The organism is Deinococcus radiodurans R1 = ATCC 13939 = DSM 20539, from assembly GCF_000008565.1.
Taxonomy (GTDB): domain Bacteria; phylum Deinococcota; class Deinococci; order Deinococcales; family Deinococcaceae; genus Deinococcus; species Deinococcus radiodurans.
The window spans coordinates 99,523-116,265 of record NC_001264.1 but is presented as its reverse complement, the minus strand read 5'-3'; the positions used below and the strand labels follow the sequence as shown (position 1 = coordinate 116,265).

Annotated in this window: 14 protein-coding genes; all 14 read right to left on the bottom strand. The window is 65.0% G+C overall.

Annotated elements, in window-relative coordinates; all coding sequences use genetic code 11:
• Positions 1–114 precede the first annotated feature (114 nt).
• Positions 115–2,130 carry a class I SAM-dependent DNA methyltransferase gene (locus DR_RS16985; RefSeq protein WP_010889379.1) on the bottom strand — a complete coding sequence of 672 codons (2,016 nt, stop codon included), beginning with the start codon at positions 2,128–2,130 and terminating at the stop codon, positions 115–117.
• A complete protein-coding gene (locus tag DR_RS14190) occupies positions 2,127–2,843 on the bottom strand; it encodes a type IIL restriction-modification enzyme MmeI (RefSeq protein WP_010889378.1) in 717 nt (238 codons plus the stop codon). Before DR_RS14190 ends, DR_RS16985 begins: the two co-directional genes overlap by 4 nt.
• A gap of 186 nt (positions 2,844–3,029) precedes the next feature.
• Positions 3,030–3,593 carry a hypothetical protein gene (locus DR_RS14185; protein ID WP_010889377.1) on the bottom strand — a complete coding sequence of 188 codons (564 nt, stop codon included), beginning with the start codon at positions 3,591–3,593 and terminating at the stop codon, positions 3,030–3,032.
• Positions 3,590–4,417, bottom strand: a complete 828-nt coding sequence (locus tag DR_RS14180) for a glycoside hydrolase family 19 protein (RefSeq protein ID WP_010889376.1) — start codon at positions 4,415–4,417, stop codon at positions 3,590–3,592. The genes DR_RS14185 and DR_RS14180 overlap by 4 nt, the downstream gene beginning before the upstream one ends.
• The gene (locus DR_RS14175; RefSeq protein WP_027479741.1) at positions 4,414–4,935 is read right to left on the bottom strand and encodes a hypothetical protein; all 522 of its coding nucleotides are present in this window, start codon (positions 4,933–4,935) and stop codon (positions 4,414–4,416) included. The genes DR_RS14180 and DR_RS14175 overlap by 4 nt, the downstream gene beginning before the upstream one ends.
• Positions 4,910–5,281: a hypothetical protein gene (locus tag DR_RS14170; protein ID WP_010889374.1), complete on the bottom strand. Its 372-nt coding sequence runs from the start codon at positions 5,279–5,281 to the stop codon at positions 4,910–4,912. The genes DR_RS14175 and DR_RS14170 overlap by 26 nt, the downstream gene beginning before the upstream one ends.
• 3 nt (positions 5,282–5,284) lie before the next feature.
• Entirely contained in the window at positions 5,285–5,653 is a 369-nt protein-coding gene (locus DR_RS14165) for a hypothetical protein (protein WP_034349856.1), read from the bottom strand.
• Positions 5,654–5,655: 2 nt separating this feature from the next.
• Positions 5,656–6,000, bottom strand: coding sequence for a hypothetical protein (locus DR_RS14160; RefSeq protein ID WP_010889372.1), 345 nt, complete (start codon positions 5,998–6,000; stop codon positions 5,656–5,658).
• 185 nt (positions 6,001–6,185) lie between these two features.
• Entirely contained in the window at positions 6,186–6,389 is a 204-nt protein-coding gene (locus tag DR_RS14155; protein WP_149357998.1) for a hypothetical protein, read from the bottom strand.
• Between the two features lie 52 nt (positions 6,390–6,441).
• Positions 6,442–8,892: a right-handed parallel beta-helix repeat-containing protein gene (locus DR_RS14150; protein WP_034377377.1), complete on the bottom strand. Its 2,451-nt coding sequence runs from the start codon at positions 8,890–8,892 to the stop codon at positions 6,442–6,444.
• Between the two features lie 2 nt (positions 8,893–8,894).
• Complete coding sequence (locus DR_RS14145; RefSeq protein WP_010889370.1) at positions 8,895–9,314, bottom strand: hypothetical protein; 420 nt, start codon at positions 9,312–9,314, stop codon at positions 8,895–8,897.
• On the bottom strand, positions 9,307–10,809 hold the full coding sequence (locus DR_RS14140; RefSeq protein ID WP_027479738.1) for a hypothetical protein: 1,503 nt from the start codon (positions 10,807–10,809) through the stop codon (positions 9,307–9,309). The genes DR_RS14145 and DR_RS14140 overlap by 8 nt, the downstream gene beginning before the upstream one ends.
• A gap of 34 nt (positions 10,810–10,843) precedes the next feature.
• Complete coding sequence (locus DR_RS14135) at positions 10,844–13,069, bottom strand: hypothetical protein (protein ID WP_164928022.1); 2,226 nt, start codon at positions 13,067–13,069, stop codon at positions 10,844–10,846.
• Entirely contained in the window at positions 13,066–16,743 is a 3,678-nt protein-coding gene (locus tag DR_RS14130) for a phage tail tape measure protein (RefSeq protein WP_010889367.1), read from the bottom strand. Before DR_RS14130 ends, DR_RS14135 begins: the two co-directional genes overlap by 4 nt.

Below are 16,743 nucleotides of genomic sequence, written 5' to 3'. Positions count from 1 at the left end.
GTGCGCTCCAAACTACGCCCTGCAAGTGGGGATAACCGCTTTCTTAAGCGAGGCCCTTGTCACTGTGGCAAGCACAAGAAAGCCTCGTCGTAAGGCGAGTACGAATCTCAAGCTCTAAGCCGGGCACCGTTCCAAGTTGAGCGCCAGCAGCCGTTCCAGCACTTGATCTTCGTTCAGGGGCCACTCCCAGCCGTAAGCAGTGGCCACCGCCTGATCAAGCTTGTCGTGGGCTGTTGCCAGCGCGCTGACCGGGTGAGCCGCGTCGGGTGAATTCCGCAGCTTCTCCAGCTGGTTGTAGATGCCAGTCAGGGTCCCCTTTGCATCTTGGTTTAGCAGGTGTTCGCGCAGCTGCACGATGTACTTGGCCCACTTCTCGATTTCGGCACGTTGTTCGTCGGTAGGCGCCGGGACGGGGAAGGTCTCGAAGCACGTGGAGGGGGTGTAGCGCAGGTCGTTGCCCACGCCCATATACGTCCCCTGCATGCGCGCCCATGAGCGGTGAATCGTCGAGGCCAGCACCCCAAAGATGAAATCGTCGTCACGGGCGATGACGACCACTTGGGAGTCGGGCAATGTCCCTTCCGGCAGCCAGACCGGAAGAAGGTGCTTTGCAACGCGGGGAATGCCGATGAAGCGGTCTAATTCAATGGTCGCTTCTCTAAGTTCTGGTCTCGAACGTTGGTGTAGCCACCACCTCTCCCGTGAAGGACGATCTGAGTTCGTTGCCCGCTCGGGTCTGATCTTCTGCTCTACATAGGCCATCGGTTGCAGGTACTGCCTGGCTTCCCCCTCATCCATCTGCGCGAAGTCGATAATCCAGCGGCCACTGGGGCGGCGCGTCAGATCCATGCCATTGACCCAGGGCTTCAGAACATCGGCATTACTGACCCTGTCTGGATTCGGGACGCTCAGCCATGAACGCGCCAGGTCGCCCGGAATGTCGAACGCGCCGCCCTTCTGGGTCCCGATGAAGCTGACTCCAGCGTTCTCCGGCAGCTTCTGCGCCTGCTTGACGTCTGTTCCAGCGTTCAGGTCCGCGTTGATGACGCCGACATGCCCGTCATTCAGCGTCCGCAGCGTTTCCGTGCCGTTGTCGAACCCGAACAGACTGACACGCACGGCCGCGCCATTCTGCTGCCACGGCTCGTCAGGCCAGGCCATAAACAGGTCGCCGGTGGCCTTGATCCGCTCCAAAACCACTCGGTTCTTGCCGCCCCGGATGCTGTTCGTCGTAACGAAGCCGGCGCGGGTGGTCACGCCTGCTTCGATCAGGGCGCGGGCCTTCTCCGGCCAGTAGCACACCAGGTCGCTCTGGCCGGGCAGTCGGTCCTTGAATGTCTCCCTGAGCTGCGTGGTGTAGGCCTCACCGAGTTGCGAGCGCATCATCTTGTCCCCCAGGAAGGGCGGGTTACCGACGATGAAGTCGGCTCGGGGCCAGGTGGCCTCGGTGCCGTCTGGGTTCAGCAGGGCGTCCCGGTTCTGGATGTTGTCGAGTCGTTGCAGGATGGGCGTTTCCCAGTGCCCGCCGTGCGCCCGCTTCCATTGAAAGTAGCCCATCCAGAGGGTGATGCTCGCTAATTCGTGCGCGAAGGTTTCGATCTCGATGCCCAGCATCTGTTGCGGGTGCACGAGCGGCGGCATCTCGAATTCGCCGATGTCATTCATCACCGCCGCCATGCGAACCTGATATTCCAGATCGAGCAGTTTCTTCAGCGCCACGAACAGGAAATTCCCGCTGCCACAGGCCGGGTCGAGAATTCGCACGGCGGTCAGGCGGTCCTGAAAGGCGAAGAGGCGTTCGAGCCGCACGTTCTTCTTGAGCTCGGGCAAGCTCAGGCGTAGGGCGTCCCATTCGGCCCACAGTGGCTCCATCACCACGCGGTCCACGATCCGCTCGATGTCGTTCACGCTGGTGTAGTGCGCGCCGCGTCGGCTGCGGGTGTCCACGTCGAGGCTGTTCTCGAACAGGGTGCCGAAGATGCTTGGCTCCACTTCCGACCAGTCGAGCTTGGCGGCGATGATCAGGGCCGCGGCGTCCTCGGAGGTCAGGGCCAGGGCGTCTTCACTGTCGAACAGGCCGCCGTTGAAGTGTCGGATGTCCGTCCCCCAGAACTCTCCGCCGCCCTTCATGGCTCCGAACAGGTCCTGGAAGTAGAGCTGGTCTTCTCCGGGTGGAGCCGCGCGCGTTCCAGCAGCCGCGTCACGATCCCGCGCTCGAGCATGCCAGTGTCCTCTGCGAACAACGCGAAGACGACCCGCATCATCATGTGCGCAGCCCTGGTCCGGCCCTCGCGTTCGCCCAGTCGCCGCGCCACGAGACCGACCTGCCGGGTCGCGTCCGTCGTGATCCTCTCCCGGAAGAGGCGCGGGTCGAGATCGTACGGCTGATGTAGAGCCGAATGAAGAATCTGGAGCGCTGGCACGTCGTTGCCGCCGACTACCCGGTTCTCTGCAATGTCGTCAAGGGTGATCAGGTAGCTCTTGGGACTGGTTCCCGTGAACGCCGTGTTGATCTCGATGCGCTGAAAATCGGATGTCAGAAGCAGTGGCGGATTGCCCAGGTCACGGGAATAGAGGGTGGCCTGCTGAAGCGCCGCGCCGAGGTCGCTGCCGGGCCGCTTGTACTCTGTGATGAAGTGGGCCTTCTTGAAGACGTCGGCAAACCCTTTGTCCTTTGTGCCGACCTTCGTGACCCTGCGCTCGAACTTGTAGTCGGGATCTGCCCCTGGTGCCTCGTGGTGCAGCAGCTGGCAGAGGTCCAGCCAATGTTGAACGTAAGAGTCGCGCTCGGTGGCCTTGAGGGCGCGGCGCGACCAGGTGTCCGCGAACTCCTGGGGGTGCATATCAGCTCGCAGGCTAGCGCAGCAGCAAAGTCAGTCGGAGAGGGCAGTTGGAAAGTTGAGGAAAGCAGGCGTGTGTACCAGGTGCCCCGCGACGTTGCGTGTGCGCAGGAGTGGGCCACAACAAAAAAGCCCCCGCCCATCAGCCGTAGCTGGGGTGGGGGCTTTTCGTCGGCAAGGCCGAAATGGTCAATGTCCGGTGTCGAGCACGACCTGGTCGTCGCCACGCTCGACGATCACCGTCGCCCTGGGGTTGATCGGCTCGGGTGCCGGACGCAGAGGCGGCGGTGCAGGCAGGGGCGCGTCCGGGCTGGCTGGGGTCGGCAGCACCACTGCCGGTGCAGTCACCACGGTCGTCGGCGAGCGTACCCCCGCCATCCAGCTCAACACGGTCTTCAAGCCGTCGCGCCCGAAGATGGCTGCCATTCCCGCCACCAGCCCGAACACCAGCACGCCCGGCCAGCCTGCCAGCGCCAGCGCTGCCTGCCCTGTCACGAGGTGCAGCAGCACACTGACCACCAGCCCGGCTCCCAATGCCAGCCCCCGCCAGAGCCACGGATTCCAGACCACTGGGGGCACGCGGCGTTCGAAGTCGCGCTTGACCGTTGAGACCAGCCCGAAGATCAGCACCCCCAGCGTCACCGGGTCATTCGCCAGCGACAGCAGCCACTGCACGTTCACGCCACTCAGGTCCAGGTCCTGCGCCTGGGCTACCCCGCTCAACACCACCAGCATCATCAGCAATCTGATCATTCCACCCTCACCTGTACCTTTTCGGGGTCCGTGGCGTTGATCACCACAGACTGTGCGCCCGTGATCTGCACCCGGGCGTCAGAGATGTCTTCGAAGTCGCCCCCAAAGCGGCTCAGCACCACCCGGCGGGTGACTGCCGGCGCAGGGGCGGGCGGCGGCACTTTGGGCGGCAGGGCGGGAATCGGCGGCGCGCTGTCTACCTTCGGCGCCGAGCGCAATGCCCCGATCACCTTGCGGTACCGGGCGAGGCGGTCATCCAGGCCGTTTTGTCCGCCGTTGATCTTGCGAGTGATGCTGACCATGTCACCCTGGTCGGCCAGGGCGTTACACCCCGCCTGCTGCCAGAAGGCCCCGCAGACAAGCGCCGAGATCTCGGGCGTCATCATCTGCCCCGGATTGCCCACCAGATCCACGCCGGTCAGCCGGGTGTAGTAGGCGTAGTTGTCGCGTCCGGTGAGCTGCGGCCAGCCCTGACCCCGGTAGAGCCAGCCGTCGTCGCTGCCGGGCCGGTTGCCCATGCGCCCGTTGTAGACCCGGTTGGCCAGGGCGCGCGGGTTGCTCGCAAAAGGCTTGGCTGCCGCCAGAGTGGGAAAGCGGTTCGGCCACACCTGGGTCAGCCGCTGGGCGCTGTAGCTGAGGTTCTCGGCAAGGCAGTTGAAGTTCGATTCATGAGCCCATTGAGCCAAAAACATGCCCACGCGCTCGGGGGTGGCGCTGATGGCGTAGGTATCGAGCACCGGCTGGAGAAGGGCGGCGACCAACACCGGGTCTTTGCAGGCCGGGGCCACCATGCGGACGTGGTCTGGAGCGAGAATTGTCTTCACTTGTCCTCCCTCAACCGCTTCACTTCGTTCTCTGCGGCGTCGGCCCGCGCGATGGCATCTTCAAGCTGCTGGTGGATCGTCGGGCGCGTGGTCAGGCGCCACGCCAGCCAACTGAGGCTGATCTGGAGCAGCAGGAACGACACGGTGGCCGGGTTGCCGGAATAGACGTTGCGGGCGTAGTTCATCATCACGCCCACGGCAACCCCAGCCCAGGCCCAGCGCTGGGCGAGTGGGGCCTGCCGGACGTGCCAGAGCATCCAGCCGATCAGCGTCACCAGCAGCATCCGCATCAAGGCGAGCAGCAGCCCGCTCTCACTGATGTCCAGGGCCGGGACCCAGCGGTCCTGGCCGATGGTCGTGCTGCCGATGTCGGCCATCAGGCTCGGCACGAAGACCGTGAGCAGCCCGGCCACGATCACCAGCAGGATGGGCAGCACGTCGGCCCAGCGCCAGGCGGGGCCGCGCCGCAGCTCGGCGCGCTCGGCTTGCCGCTTAAGACTTGTCGGCTTCGACACCATCACTCGCCTCCTTTTTGGTCACGGCGTAGCGGCCCTGGGCCAGCCCCGCCAGGAAATCCCAGGCCGAGGGACCGACCGAGCCGTAAAACATGGCGAGGGCAATGGCGGCCTTGATCGGCAAGGCCTTGACGCTGTCTTGCATCAAGAGCAGCGCGAGGGCCGCAAGCGACCCGTAGAGCGCGTCCCACAGCATTTCGCCGGTGGTGGTCAGCGGTTTGCCGGCCACGCGCTGGACGCTGCGTTCCCTGCCGACGCGGGCGACGGAGACGAGGAAGGCCATCAGCACTGCCGCGCCGTAGAGGATGAGGTTGCGCAGGCTGAGCAGCTCGGTGAGTTCGGGTGTCATGGGTCATGGCGCCTCCTCGCGCACGCGGTAGGGTTTGTTCGACGCGCTGAGCCACTCCACGTGCCACCAGGGCAGCGCCACGCGGCGCAGCGTCTGACCGGGGCGCAAGGAGTAAGCGCCGGGCGGGTCGTCAGGCAGGTGGCCGCCCAGAGCGGAGGCGAGCCGGACGTAGGCCACACCGTGGGGCGGGCAGTCGGGGCGCAGCTCGATGGTGAGGGTGCGCTGCATGTTGCCTCTCGGGGTGCTGGTCACCAGCACCCGGCACAGGAGCACAGGTGCGGCCGGAGCGGCTGGTGCCTGGGCGAATTGAGCGAGCGCGGCCACCGGAAACAGGCAGGCCGCGCTCCACAGGAAGAGCCGGAGTTTGTGCATGGTCACCTCGTAAGGCGTTCAGGTGGCGTGACCACCGAAGCGGCCACAGCACGTGGGTCCGGAGCCTGAGCGCAATGGGCGTACTCGTGCGCCGCGACGCGGGCGAGCTGCGCCCGGCTCTGCGCGAGGTCCACGTCGACCACGCAGTTGGTGCCCATCCGGAACCAACTGGCATAGCCGAGGACGTTGCCGACCTTGATGCGCCCGAGGCCGCCAGGGCTGGTGGCCCGCCAGGTCACCGGGACGTTGTGGGGGGAGGTCTGCCACTGGGCGTTGTCGCGGGCGGGGGCGACGATTCCGCAGGAAGCCAGCAGCAGAAGCGGCAGGGTCAGAAGAGGGCGCTTCATGCCTTCAGGGTTTCAGGGGGGATGACACCCGGCGAGCATGGAAAGGCCCTCGCCGTGGCGAGGGCTGATGTTTTTGCTGTAGGTGGGGGCCGATACTGTGCCCGGTACTGTGTGGTTAGCAACAAACCCCACGATTCCCTTTGCCGACTTGCTCACTGTTCAAGTGCTCGATGCCTCTCAAGGTTTTACTCTCTAGCTTCGAGCAGCAACAACGGTCGTTCTCCTTTTTTTGCTGAAAACAGAGGGTGGCCACCCAGTTCACTGGTCTGATAGACGACCTGCAAACAGGGTGCGAAGCCCAGGGCGCGCCCGTCATCTGCTGGAACGATAACGAGCATATCTGACGGCCAATTTGATAGCTCAGCGATAAGTTCCTGGACCGTTTTCATGTCTCTCCTCAGAGGGTAACATCTACGTCTGCATCATCCAGTTTTGCGCGGACTAAGCCGCAGGCGTATCTGCAATCCCAAAGCAGTTCCGCGTCACCAGTGTCGCGTTGGGCGCCGCCACGGCATTGAGTTCCGTACCGGCCCCCTCAAGGTCTACGCCCAGGCAGCGCACACTGGTCCCCGTGTTGGCAACCACGCCGTAAATCTTTTTGCCGCGGACACGACCACCCACCAGGGACACGGCAGCCGTGTCCCCTGCTTCGATTTGGGTGTCCCCCGCTTCTACACCGTTGTTTTCAATGTCGCAGTTGAGTAGGCTCACCCGCGACGCCCCACCGGCCCCAACGCCTACCTGTTGATTTTCCTGCACCAGGGCACCGTTGAGTTTCAGGAGCGCTGCACCCAGAGCAGAGACGCCCCGGCCACCATTCCCCCGGAAGGTGCCCGACACCTGAACCTGGCCCTGAGCGGCGAGCAGGCCGTCTCCCGCATTCCCGAAGACCGTGACGCCGCGAACATCGATGCTCCCTGGAACCTCGACATAGACGCCGTGGCCTTTGGCGTTGCTGACCATCACCCCGTCTACCGTGACATCGGCCACGTCGCCAATTAGAGAGATGCCGTGTGTACCAGATGCCTCGCCATCGGCATGTCGTCCTGCACCGTACACCTGCCCACCGCTGAGCGTCACTTGCGTGACCCCATGCGTCTTGTAAACGTCGTCCTTCAGGATGAAGATGCCTGCGGCATAGGTCGTGTCGACGATGTTGCCGGTCAGGTTGATGCGTGCTCCCCCGGCCACGATCATGCCGCGTGAACCCGCGTGCTGAACGGTATTCCCAACAATTGTGATGTCGTGGCAGAGGGGGGCAGCGCTGCCCCCCTGGGCATAGTCCAGGTTCCAGTCGTTCTCGGGCCAGGTCAGGTAGCTGACGACCGGAATTCCGTCATCTCCAGTGAAGCGGACGTTGTTGCCCGTGATGGTGCCGCGAGCGGCACCGTAACAGGAGTGGATGCCGTCCCCCATGCACACGTCGACGTTGCAGTTGGAAATGGTATAGCCGTTCACGCCGATGAGCAGGATTCCCATGCTGGCAACCTGGCTGACCATGCAGCTGTTCACCGCCCAATCCGCGCCGTGTGTAATGAGAATCCCGTGGCCCCCAGGGGTGCGGCGGGAGTCGGAATGATTGGCCGGAGGCGCCGTGCCAATGCCCTGGTGACGCACCATCAGTCCGGCAATAGACCCCCCCTGGAAAGCCAGGTACGCTTCGAACACAGGCCGCTTCGTGTCGGTGCCAATCAGCTTGGCACCGTAACCCACGATGTGGACCGGGCGCTGAGGGCGCTGGAGTTTGACGTGGCCCACCGCCTCTGTCCCAGGCAGCAGGGCAAACTTGCCGCCATGGGCGTTTGCGTAACTGCTCCAGGCATCCAGGGCAGCCTGGTCATTGTCGCCCGCGTCAGGAGTAACACCCCACCATTCCAGGGCCATGACGCCGTCAGGTGACACCTGGCGACGGAGCTTGCGGCCATCCTGACGGAGCACAACGATACCGCCGTCTGCGGGCGTGTCGTCTGCGACCAGATCGAACGTGCCACCGCGCAGGCCCCCAATAATGTGCCGGGGGGCCAGACTGGTGCTGGCAAGGGCCGCGTCAAGATCGGGAGAGTTCAGCGCGCCGAGCTGCTGCTGGGTGGCGGCCTCAAGCTCTGGGCGGCGCACAGGGGCGCCGCCCTCTTCCTTGACTTCCCAGACTTGCCCGGCCTCCTGGCCGCTGACGACGTTATAGAGGCCCGCCGCCGCACCAATGAGGGCGACTTTGAGAGCGGTGCGGCGTCCGATGTTCATAGCAGTCTGGGCATTGTTGCCTTCCTGCTGCTGAGAGAGCTGAGACGCGGTCTGCGCGGTATCGCGCTTGATATCGGCCCATTCCCGTTGCGTTCCCTGCATCGCCTGCTGCGCCGCCTGGGTGGCCGCCGAGCTGACACTGGAGTTCAGGTTGCTGATGGCCGCGCTGGCCTTACCCTCAGCAGCTACAGCCACAGCAGAGGCACCTTCAGCCCGCTCAGCAGCCAACAGCCCCCGCTCTTTGAGCAGCGCCAGGCTGGTCCGCTCTGCTGGCGTGATCACGTCCATCCCACCACTGGCGTCATCGATGTTGCTCAGGTCCCAGATGCCCGGCGCATCGGGCGAGCCCACGGGCAGGCCGGACAGGATGATCGGCGCCACAGTCGCGGAACCTGCCGGGTAGATGCGCAGGGTCACGCGGGCAGGCAGCCGGCCCCCGGCCTCCCGACCTGCAATTTGCAGGGGGCTCTTGCCGTCCAGCGCAGTGAGCTTGGCAAGACGCCCTTGCACGATCACGGCGCGGCCCTGGTCATCCCCGGAAGCGACTACCGGCCCCACGGTGGTGCCGTTGTAGCTGATCTGCACAGTTCCGCCCGTCGCCCCGTCCGGCAACATGACGAGCGTGTCCTGGCTGATGGTAAGTACGGTCATGTTCAAAACCCCTTGAACGCCCCGGAGGGCGCTGTCGCCGGGTTGCGTACCCGTGCGGGAATGAGTGTGATGGTGACGGTGGCGACGCTGCTGTCGTCGTCTACGGGTGCCCAGATCAAAGAGCTGCCCCGCACCTCGTCAGGTGGGCGGTCGCCACGTCGGTACTCGGTGCACCCGGTGACGAACCAGGTCCACCAGTCCAGTTCAGAAGAGAGCAGCTCTTCATAACCCGTGTCCCACAGCCCTGTGAGCTGCACAGGTACAGGGTCTGGCAAGCCATCCGCGAGGTTGTGGATGACCGTGTGTCCCCGCGCTCTAACCAGGTTGCCGCTTGTCGGAGCAGACGCTCCAGCAGGCCGCATGGTGGGGGGGAGATCTCGCCAGCCTACGGCGCTGTTGTAGAGGTAGTAGAGGTCAGCCATAGCCCAGGGCTCCTGTGGTGATCAGCGTGCTGCACTCGCCCCGATTCCAGGTCACCACTGCCGACGCCGCCGGTTGGCCTAGCACCGTCAGCGGCGGAATGTGCCAGCCAGGGACGCGCACCTCGTGACGGGCCTCGGTCACGAAGGGCTTTTCCCACCCTTCGGGCATTTGCACCCCCTCTACGTTCGGCGCCGTGTACTCAATGGCAACCTCCAGGGGCCGGAAGGCAATCGTGAGGCTGCGCCCTGTGTCCTGTTCGATCAGCTCGTAGCGCACCCGGAAGTTGGCGCCCTCACCGACCTTGCCGACCTCGAAACTGACAGCTTGCTCCAGTGCAATGTCCTGTTCCTTGAAGACGTGCGCGGTCGTGTCCAGCACCTGGTCGCCGTCGTCGCCCATGAGATACAGGCTGATGAGCAGCTTCAGCTCCCCGAAGCGCGGCGTCCCGCGTGGCGTCCGGCGCGTCTCGTCGGCGGCTTGCGTCTGCCGCTCAATCCTGAAGACCCGGTTCTCAGCCGCATCCAGGCGCTGCGCCAGCTCTTCGTTCGTCGGCGCGGGCTTAATCGGGTCGGGCGTCTCTCCACTGCCCCCACCGCTGTCCCCGCCACCCGTATTGGACACGAACACGACCGGCACGGGCGGCGGGTACGCGGCGATCGCGGTCACGAGGAACGGGCAGCGCACCTTCACCTTCTGGTTCCGCCGCACGTCGGTGTCCTTCGGCGTCGAGAAAGTCCAGTTGCCCACGTCGCTCACCGTCTCGGTCTTCGTACTGTCCTTCTCGGCGTACATGCGCTCCACGCCATCGGCTTCGATCAGGTCGCTGAAGTAGTGCGTGACCTCGCCGGTCGTCACGGGCGAGGAGTAGCCGCCCACCCGCGTCACCGGCACGCCCGTCTCTTCCTTCGTGATGATGGCAGGGTCGGCCTTCGCGCTGGCCGTGCGCCGCAGCGCGTAGGGCGGGCAATCGCGCTTGTATGCGTACTTGCGCCAGCCGTCGCCAGGGTCGAACACCGCGTCAGTCACGGCATCCGGGTAGGCCGGGCCGATGTAACGCACCTCGTAAGTCTCGTCTGCGCCAACGCTACCCCCACCGCCTGGCACCTCAGCCACTTCGGTGCCGTCAGGTCGGATGCCGATGTCAGCCTCGGGCATAGACCCCAACTCGCGTTCAAGTGCGGCAGAGAGGGTCTCAAAGGGTCCGGCCTGTACCCCGGCGAGGCTCTCCCCCAGCCCGCCCAGCCGGGGCCGGTGAGGGGCCATCAGGCTGATCTGCGCGAGTTGGCCGTCGGCGTCGCTGATGCCGTCAGGAATGCCCTGGAACACCTGCCAGCCTCCCAGGCGAAACTCCCAGTTGGCCGCTCGCCCCCCGGCATAAGTGTTGACAGGCCGAATGGTGGCGCTCTGACAGGTGCCTGCGCCCCCATACGTGAACTCGGCGCTGATGATCTCGTCGCTGCTCGGCGCTCCCCAGCCGAGGGCGGTCAGCATCATTCCTGTTGTGTCCCGAATTTGCATTTCTACCCCCTTACAAGCCGCGCAGGGCGCGAGTATCGGGCCGCAGTTCGGCGCCGCTGAGCAGACGTTCCAGGCGGTCCACCTGCGCCCCGAACACCCCGGCGCCGCGTTCGAGCGCCACACCGCCGTTCTCGATTCGGGGCGCCGCCCGCTCGACCACGGTGGCGAGCGTGCCCAGTACGTCGAAATTCATGGAAGCTGTGACGTTGGGCATGTCGACTTTCACTGTGCGGGTGGTGTCCTGTGGTGCCGTGGTCGTGGGGCCGGACGACGCCTCGGGCTTTACGGCGGTGCCCAGCATCCCGAACTCCTGAGCAATGGGCGCGAGGACATCGTTGTAGAACCGCTCAGCCTCGCCACTCGCCGCCTGGATGGCTGTGCGAAGTGCCGCTGTATCCCCGGTTCGCAGGTAAGAGTCGATGGCCGGGCCGATGATCCTGGCGATGATGGCCCGGTTGATGAACGACTCCATCAGCCCGTCCAGAACCGCTTTCCCCACCGAGGACTTGAGCGACTTCTCGAACAGCGAAAAATCGTTCTGGGCCAGTGCCTGGGTGAACCCGTCCTTCATCCCGTTGATCCAGCCACCCTCCAGCGCGAGCGCGATGTCCCGTTTGAGGGTGTCGATCTGCTCGGTGTAGTGGGTCGTCTCCCAGAACAGGAAGCCGGTCGTGTAGCTCCCCGTGGTCCGGCTGCCGTAGTTGTCGCCCGCAGTCCCCTGCGCGAATTTGAACTGCTCGTTGTATTCGCGGGTGGCCTTGGCGGCTTCTTCGGCGGCCTTCTTGTTTCGGTTCCACCAGTTCAAGACGGTCGTGAAGAACTGGATGGCCGCGCCGATGTAATCCCCTTTCGCAATCGCCATGCCGAAATTCGTGATGTCGCTGACCATGCTGCCGAGGTCAGAGGCCCACTGTCCGGCCACCTCACTCGACGCCCCGCCCAGCGCTTCCATCGCGCCGGTAACAACAGGAATGAGGTTTTTCGCGTAGGTGGACCATTTGTTGATCGACTTTTCCAGGCCCTGCTGCTTTTCGGTCTGCTCTTGCAGGCGGGTGTAGGAGGCGATCAGCTTGTCGAGTTCCGCCGCCACGACCCCCGGCTTGCCCCGCAGGGCTTCCAGGGCGGCCAGCTCGGCGGCGAAGGGCCGCGCACCCCCGGCCTGAATCTCGGTGAGCTTCTGGCGGGCGGCGGCGAGCGTCTCGGTGTTCTTGGCGGCCTCAGTGGTACGGCGGCTCTGCTCGGCCAGAATTGCCGTGAAATCCTCGGCGTTCTGGGTCGAGGACGCCGTCTCCAGCATCAGCACGAGCTGAGCGTCGCTCATGCCCTTGAGGCTTTCGGCGTACCCGTCACGGTCGAGCTTCCCGATAACCGCGTTCCAGCTTGCTTGGGCCCTGGCCGCGTCGTCGGTGCGCCGCTTCATTTCAGCCAGCACAGCGTTGAACCCGTCGAGGTTCTCGGCGGCGGTGGCCGAGGCCAGGGCACTCTGAAGTTCCTCGTCGCTCAGGTCCCGCAGGCTGTCCACCCACGTGCCGCGCTCGATCTTCTCCAGGTTCTGGACCCAGGCTTCGTGCTTCTTGCTGGCATCGTCAACCCGGCGTCCCTGCTCGGCCAGCACCGCGTTGTACTCCGCGATGTTGCCCGCAGCCGCCGCCATGCCCAGCATCACGTCCAGCTCGGCGTCGCTCATATTCTTGAGGCCCGCCGTCCAGCGCGAGAAATTGAGCTTGTTGACGTTGTCGTTCCAGGCGTCCTGGCTCTTGGTGGCCTCGTCCGTGCGCCGGGCGAGTTCGGCCAGAACTGTGTTGTAGCGGGCAACGTTCTGCTCGGCGACGGCAGCGCTGAGGGCAGCCTGCAACTGCGATTCGTCGAGGTCCCGCAGGCCCTTGACCCAGTTGCCCTCTCCAATCTTGTCGAGGTTGTCGAGCCAGGCATCCTGCTTTTTGCCCGATTCGTCCAGGCGCCGGAGCATCTCGGTCAGGACCGCGTTGTAGCGGCCCACGTTCTGCTCAGCCTCAGCGGTTGCCAGTGCCGAGAGCAGCTGCTCGTCGGTGAAGTCGTGCAGGCCCTTGGTCCAGTTGCCCTCGCTGAGTTTGACCAGGTTGTCCGCCCATGCCTCGGTCTTTTTGGTGACCTCGTCGGTGCGGCGTCCCTGCTCGGCCAGGACGGCGTTGTACTCGCCCACGTTCTGCCCTGCCTCGGCAGAGGCGAGCGCGGCGGCCAGCTGCTCGCTGGTCATGTCCCGCAGCTCTTGACCCAGGTGCCCTGCTGAACCCGGTCGAGGTTGTCGAGCCAGCTGCGCTGTGCCTTCTCCACCTCGTCGGTGCGGCGCCGCTGCTCTGCCAGGACCGCGTTGTAGTGAGAGACGTTCTCCCCTGCCTGTGCTGTCGCCAGTGCCGAGGCCAGCTGAGCGTCGGTCATGTCCCGCAGGCTGCTGACCCACCCGCTTTCGCTGAGCTTGTCCAGGTTGTCGGCCCAGGACTCGTGCTTCTTGCTCGCCTCATCGGTGCGGCGGGTCTGCTCTGCCAGGACCGCGTTGTACCGGGAGACGTTGTGCTCAGCCTCAGCGCTGCTCAGGGCGGCTGCCAGTTGGGCATCGTTGAGGTCCCGCAGGCCCTTGACCCAGTCCGACTCGGCCAGGCGGTCGAGGTTGTCGCCCCACGCTTCCTGTGCCCGGCTGGCCTCGTCGGTGCGGCGCTTCAGCTCGCCCATCACGTCGCCGTAACGTTGCTGGTTTCCAGCAGCTTCCAGCGAGGCGGCAGAGGCCCGTAGCTCCTCGTCGGTCAGGCCCTTGAGCCCTTCCTTCCAGGCATCGTACTCACGCCCTTCAGCGATGGCCTTGCGCCCCTGGGTAGCGGCTTCGGCTTCCCGGCGCGAGGCTTCAGCGGCCTTCTCCTGGGCGTCGGCAGCGGCGTCAGTGCGGCGCTTCTGCTCGGCCCGGATCAGGTTGTACTTCTCGATCTCGCCACCAGCGCGGGCGGTGGCGAGGGCACTGGCGAGTTGGGCATCAGTGGCCGAGCGCAGGCCGCGCACGTAGCGTTCCTGCGACTCACCCGCGACAATCTGGGCACGGTTGTCGGCCAGCTGCTGCTGCTGACGGCGGGTGGCCTCAGTCGCCTTATCCTCAGCGTCCCGGACAGCATCAGCACGGCGCTTTTGCTCGTCACGAATCGCGTTGTATTTTTCCACCTCGCCGCGACTGCGGGCAGTTTCCAGGGCCGAACGGAGTTGGGCATCAGTGGCCGAGCGCAGCCCAGCCAGATAGCGCTCTTGCGCCTCGCCAGCGGCAATCTGGGCACGGTTGTCCGCGACTTCTTCCCGGTGGCGCCGCGCCGCTTCCGTCGCCTTTTCCTGAGCAGCGGTAGCCGCGTCGGTGCGCCGGCGCTGTTCGTCGCGGATTGCGTTGTACCGCTCCATTTCGCCCCGGCTCCGGGCGGTTTCGAGCGCCGAGCGGAGCTGAGCGTCGGTGGCTGAACGCAGTCCGAGAACATAGCGTTCTTGTGCCTCGTTGGCAGCGATTTGGGAACGGGTGTCCGCCACCTGTTCCTGGTGCCGGCGCACCGAGTCGGTGGCCTTGTTCTGGGCAGCGGTGGCCGCGTCGGTGCGGCGGCGCTGCTCGTCACGAATCGCGTTGTATTTCTCGGTTTCGCCCCTGGCTCTGGCCGTTTCGAGCGCCGAGGCCAGTTGCGCCGAGGTGGCCGAGCGCAGGCTCCCCACGTACTGCTCCATCGCCTCGCCGCGCTCGATCTGTTGACGGTTGCGGGTCAGCTCGTCGGCGAGACCCTTGGCTGATGCCTGAGCGCCGCTGCTCTTGCTCTTGACCGCGTCCAGCTCGCTCGTCACGGTCTGGAGCGCCTTGAGCCAGGCAACATAGGCAGGGGTGCCCTCCTGCACTGTCTTGAGCTTGCTGCGCAGCTGCGCGGCGGCCTGCTCCAGCGTGCGGGTGTAGGTGGTGAGGTCCACGTTGCCCACCGACCGTTCCAGCTTCAGGTCGCTGAACGAATCCAGAAACGCTTTGGCTGTCGCTTCGGCGGCCTTGCGAACGCTCGGCACCTCAGATTCCAGGCCCATCACGAAGCCCTGACCCGTGAACTCGCCCAGCTCTTTCATCACGCGGGAGGGTGACTGGATGTTGAGGACACCCTTGACACCCTCAATGACCTTGCTGCCCAGGTTGCGGGCGGCGGCGAGCACCAGGCGCGGCCCGGCCAGGATGCCGTTTACCAGGCCCTGCACGATGTCGAGGCCCACGCCTTTCATGTCCACACCGCGCAGGTAGGACATGGCCCCATTGATAGCGTTCTCGACGATGCCCTTGATCTGGTTCCACGTCTTGTGCGCCCAGGAGACGACCTCATCCCAGTTGCGGTAGAGCGCCACGCCCGCACCGACCAGGAGGCCAATGGCCGCGATCGCCAGACCGATGGGACCCGTCAGGAAGGCGATGGCCGCGCGGAGGGCCACACTTGCGGTGGTGGCCGCTGTGGTGGCAACCGTCCAGGCGGCTTTGGCGACGGTCACCGCCACGACTCCGGCGCGGTACAGCCCGAACGCAGCAGCACCAGCCCCCACAGCAGCTGTCAGCGGAATCAGGACTTCCTTGTTCCGTTCGATGAAGCTGCTGAGCTTCTGCACCGTGACCACGGTGGTTTCAATGGCAGGCTTGACCGAGTTGTAGACGTTGACGGCAGTGGCCCCGAACTGTTTGGCCGTCTCGATCCCGCTCTTGATCATGCCAGGGAGCTTTTGACCCACCTGGTCGAACGCCTTGGTCAGGTAGGGCACCGCCTCGTTTGCCATGCCGAGCAGTTCTTTGCCCACCGGCAGCAGGGCGACCTGCACCTTGCGCCACATGCCCTCAGCGAGGCTGCCAAAGTTGTTGTACTTGGCATTCAGGGCGTCGGTGGCCCCTTGCAGGTCTTTGAGCTTGGTTTTGGTCAGGTCGATTCCGGCCAGCCCCGCCGCCATGTCCTCACCAGCCCCACCGAATACGGCGGCGCTGATGCGGGTCTTGTCGGCCACTCCCTTGACCTCGTTCAGCTTCTTGGTGACCAGCTCGAAGGCTTCGGCGGTGGTCATCTTGCCGCTGTTGATGTCGGCCACGATCTTGCTGTGGCTCAGGCCCAACTCGGCGTAGGTCTCGGTGCTGGCGTCGGAAACATCCGTTACGGTCAGTCCGAATTCTTTGAAGGCGTCCGCGATTTTATCCGTCCCCAACGCGCCTTTCTGCGCCCCGGTTTCGAGCATCGAGAACAGTTGGTCAGCCCCGATCTTGGATTTCTCGAACTGCGGACCGTACTCCATGAGCGTGTCCAGGAAGTCCCCGGAGGTGTTCAGCCCACGCTGGAAGCCCGCCGCGATGAAGTCGGTGGCTTCCTTGGCGCCGACGCCAGTCGCCTGCATGACGGCCTGCACCGACGCGGCCACGCGCTGTTGCTCCTCGTCGAAGTTTTCCGCGATGGCAACAGTGGCTCCAGTGACTCCGGCCAGTTCCTCATCGGTCAGGCCCTTGACCTCCCGGCGCACATTGGCGACGGCCTCCCCGGCCTCAGAGAGGCTGCCGGTCCAGTTGTCGCCAAAGACCTGCTCGGCGACGGTTCCCAGCTTTTCGGCTTCCTCTCGGGACGCGCCCAGCTTGGCCTGGAAGTCGTTGACGTTCTGCGCCGCTTCCTGTGCCAGCCCCACGGTGCTGCCCACGACGGCAGTCACCGCTCCCGTCAGGGCCAGGAGGCCGCCAGCGGCGATGGTCAACCCGGCGCTGAATTTGTCGCCGAAGCCGGAGCCTGCCCGCTCACCTGCGTCACCGGCACCAGATTCGACCTCGGCTAAACGGCGCTCGAATTCATCGAACCGCCCGACGAGATCGACGTAAACTTCTGCGGCCTGTCCGCCCGTGCCTCCACCTGATGCCAT

Coding starts and splice junctions, on each gene's coding strand:
- DR_RS16985 (WP_010889379.1), bottom strand. CDS start 2,130: ATGAAGGGCGGCGGAGAGTTCTGGGGGACGGACATCCGACACTTCAAC.
- DR_RS14145 (WP_010889370.1), bottom strand. CDS start 9,314: ATGGCTGACCTCTACTACCTCTACAACAGCGCCGTAGGCTGGCGAGAT.
- DR_RS14175 (WP_027479741.1), bottom strand. CDS start 4,935: ATGGTGTCGAAGCCGACAAGTCTTAAGCGGCAAGCCGAGCGCGCCGAG.
- DR_RS14185 (WP_010889377.1), bottom strand. CDS start 3,593: ATGATCAGATTGCTGATGATGCTGGTGGTGTTGAGCGGGGTAGCCCAG.
- DR_RS14170 (WP_010889374.1), bottom strand. CDS start 5,281: ATGACACCCGAACTCACCGAGCTGCTCAGCCTGCGCAACCTCATCCTC.
- DR_RS14150 (WP_034377377.1), bottom strand. CDS start 8,892: ATGACCGTACTTACCATCAGCCAGGACACGCTCGTCATGTTGCCGGAC.
- DR_RS14130 (WP_010889367.1), bottom strand. CDS start 16,743: ATGGCATCAGGTGGAGGCACGGGCGGACAGGCCGCAGAAGTTTACGTC.
- DR_RS14160 (WP_010889372.1), bottom strand. CDS start 6,000: ATGAAGCGCCCTCTTCTGACCCTGCCGCTTCTGCTGCTGGCTTCCTGC.
- DR_RS14135 (WP_164928022.1), bottom strand. CDS start 13,069: ATGACCAGCGAGCAGCTGGCCGCCGCGCTCGCCTCTGCCGAGGCAGGG.
- DR_RS14190 (WP_010889378.1), bottom strand. CDS start 2,843: ATGCACCCCCAGGAGTTCGCGGACACCTGGTCGCGCCGCGCCCTCAAG.
- DR_RS14165 (WP_034349856.1), bottom strand. CDS start 5,653: ATGCACAAACTCCGGCTCTTCCTGTGGAGCGCGGCCTGCCTGTTTCCG.
- DR_RS14140 (WP_027479738.1), bottom strand. CDS start 10,809: ATGATGCTGACCGCCCTCGGCTGGGGAGCGCCGAGCAGCGACGAGATC.
- DR_RS14155 (WP_149357998.1), bottom strand. CDS start 6,389: ATGAAAACGGTCCAGGAACTTATCGCTGAGCTATCAAATTGGCCGTCA.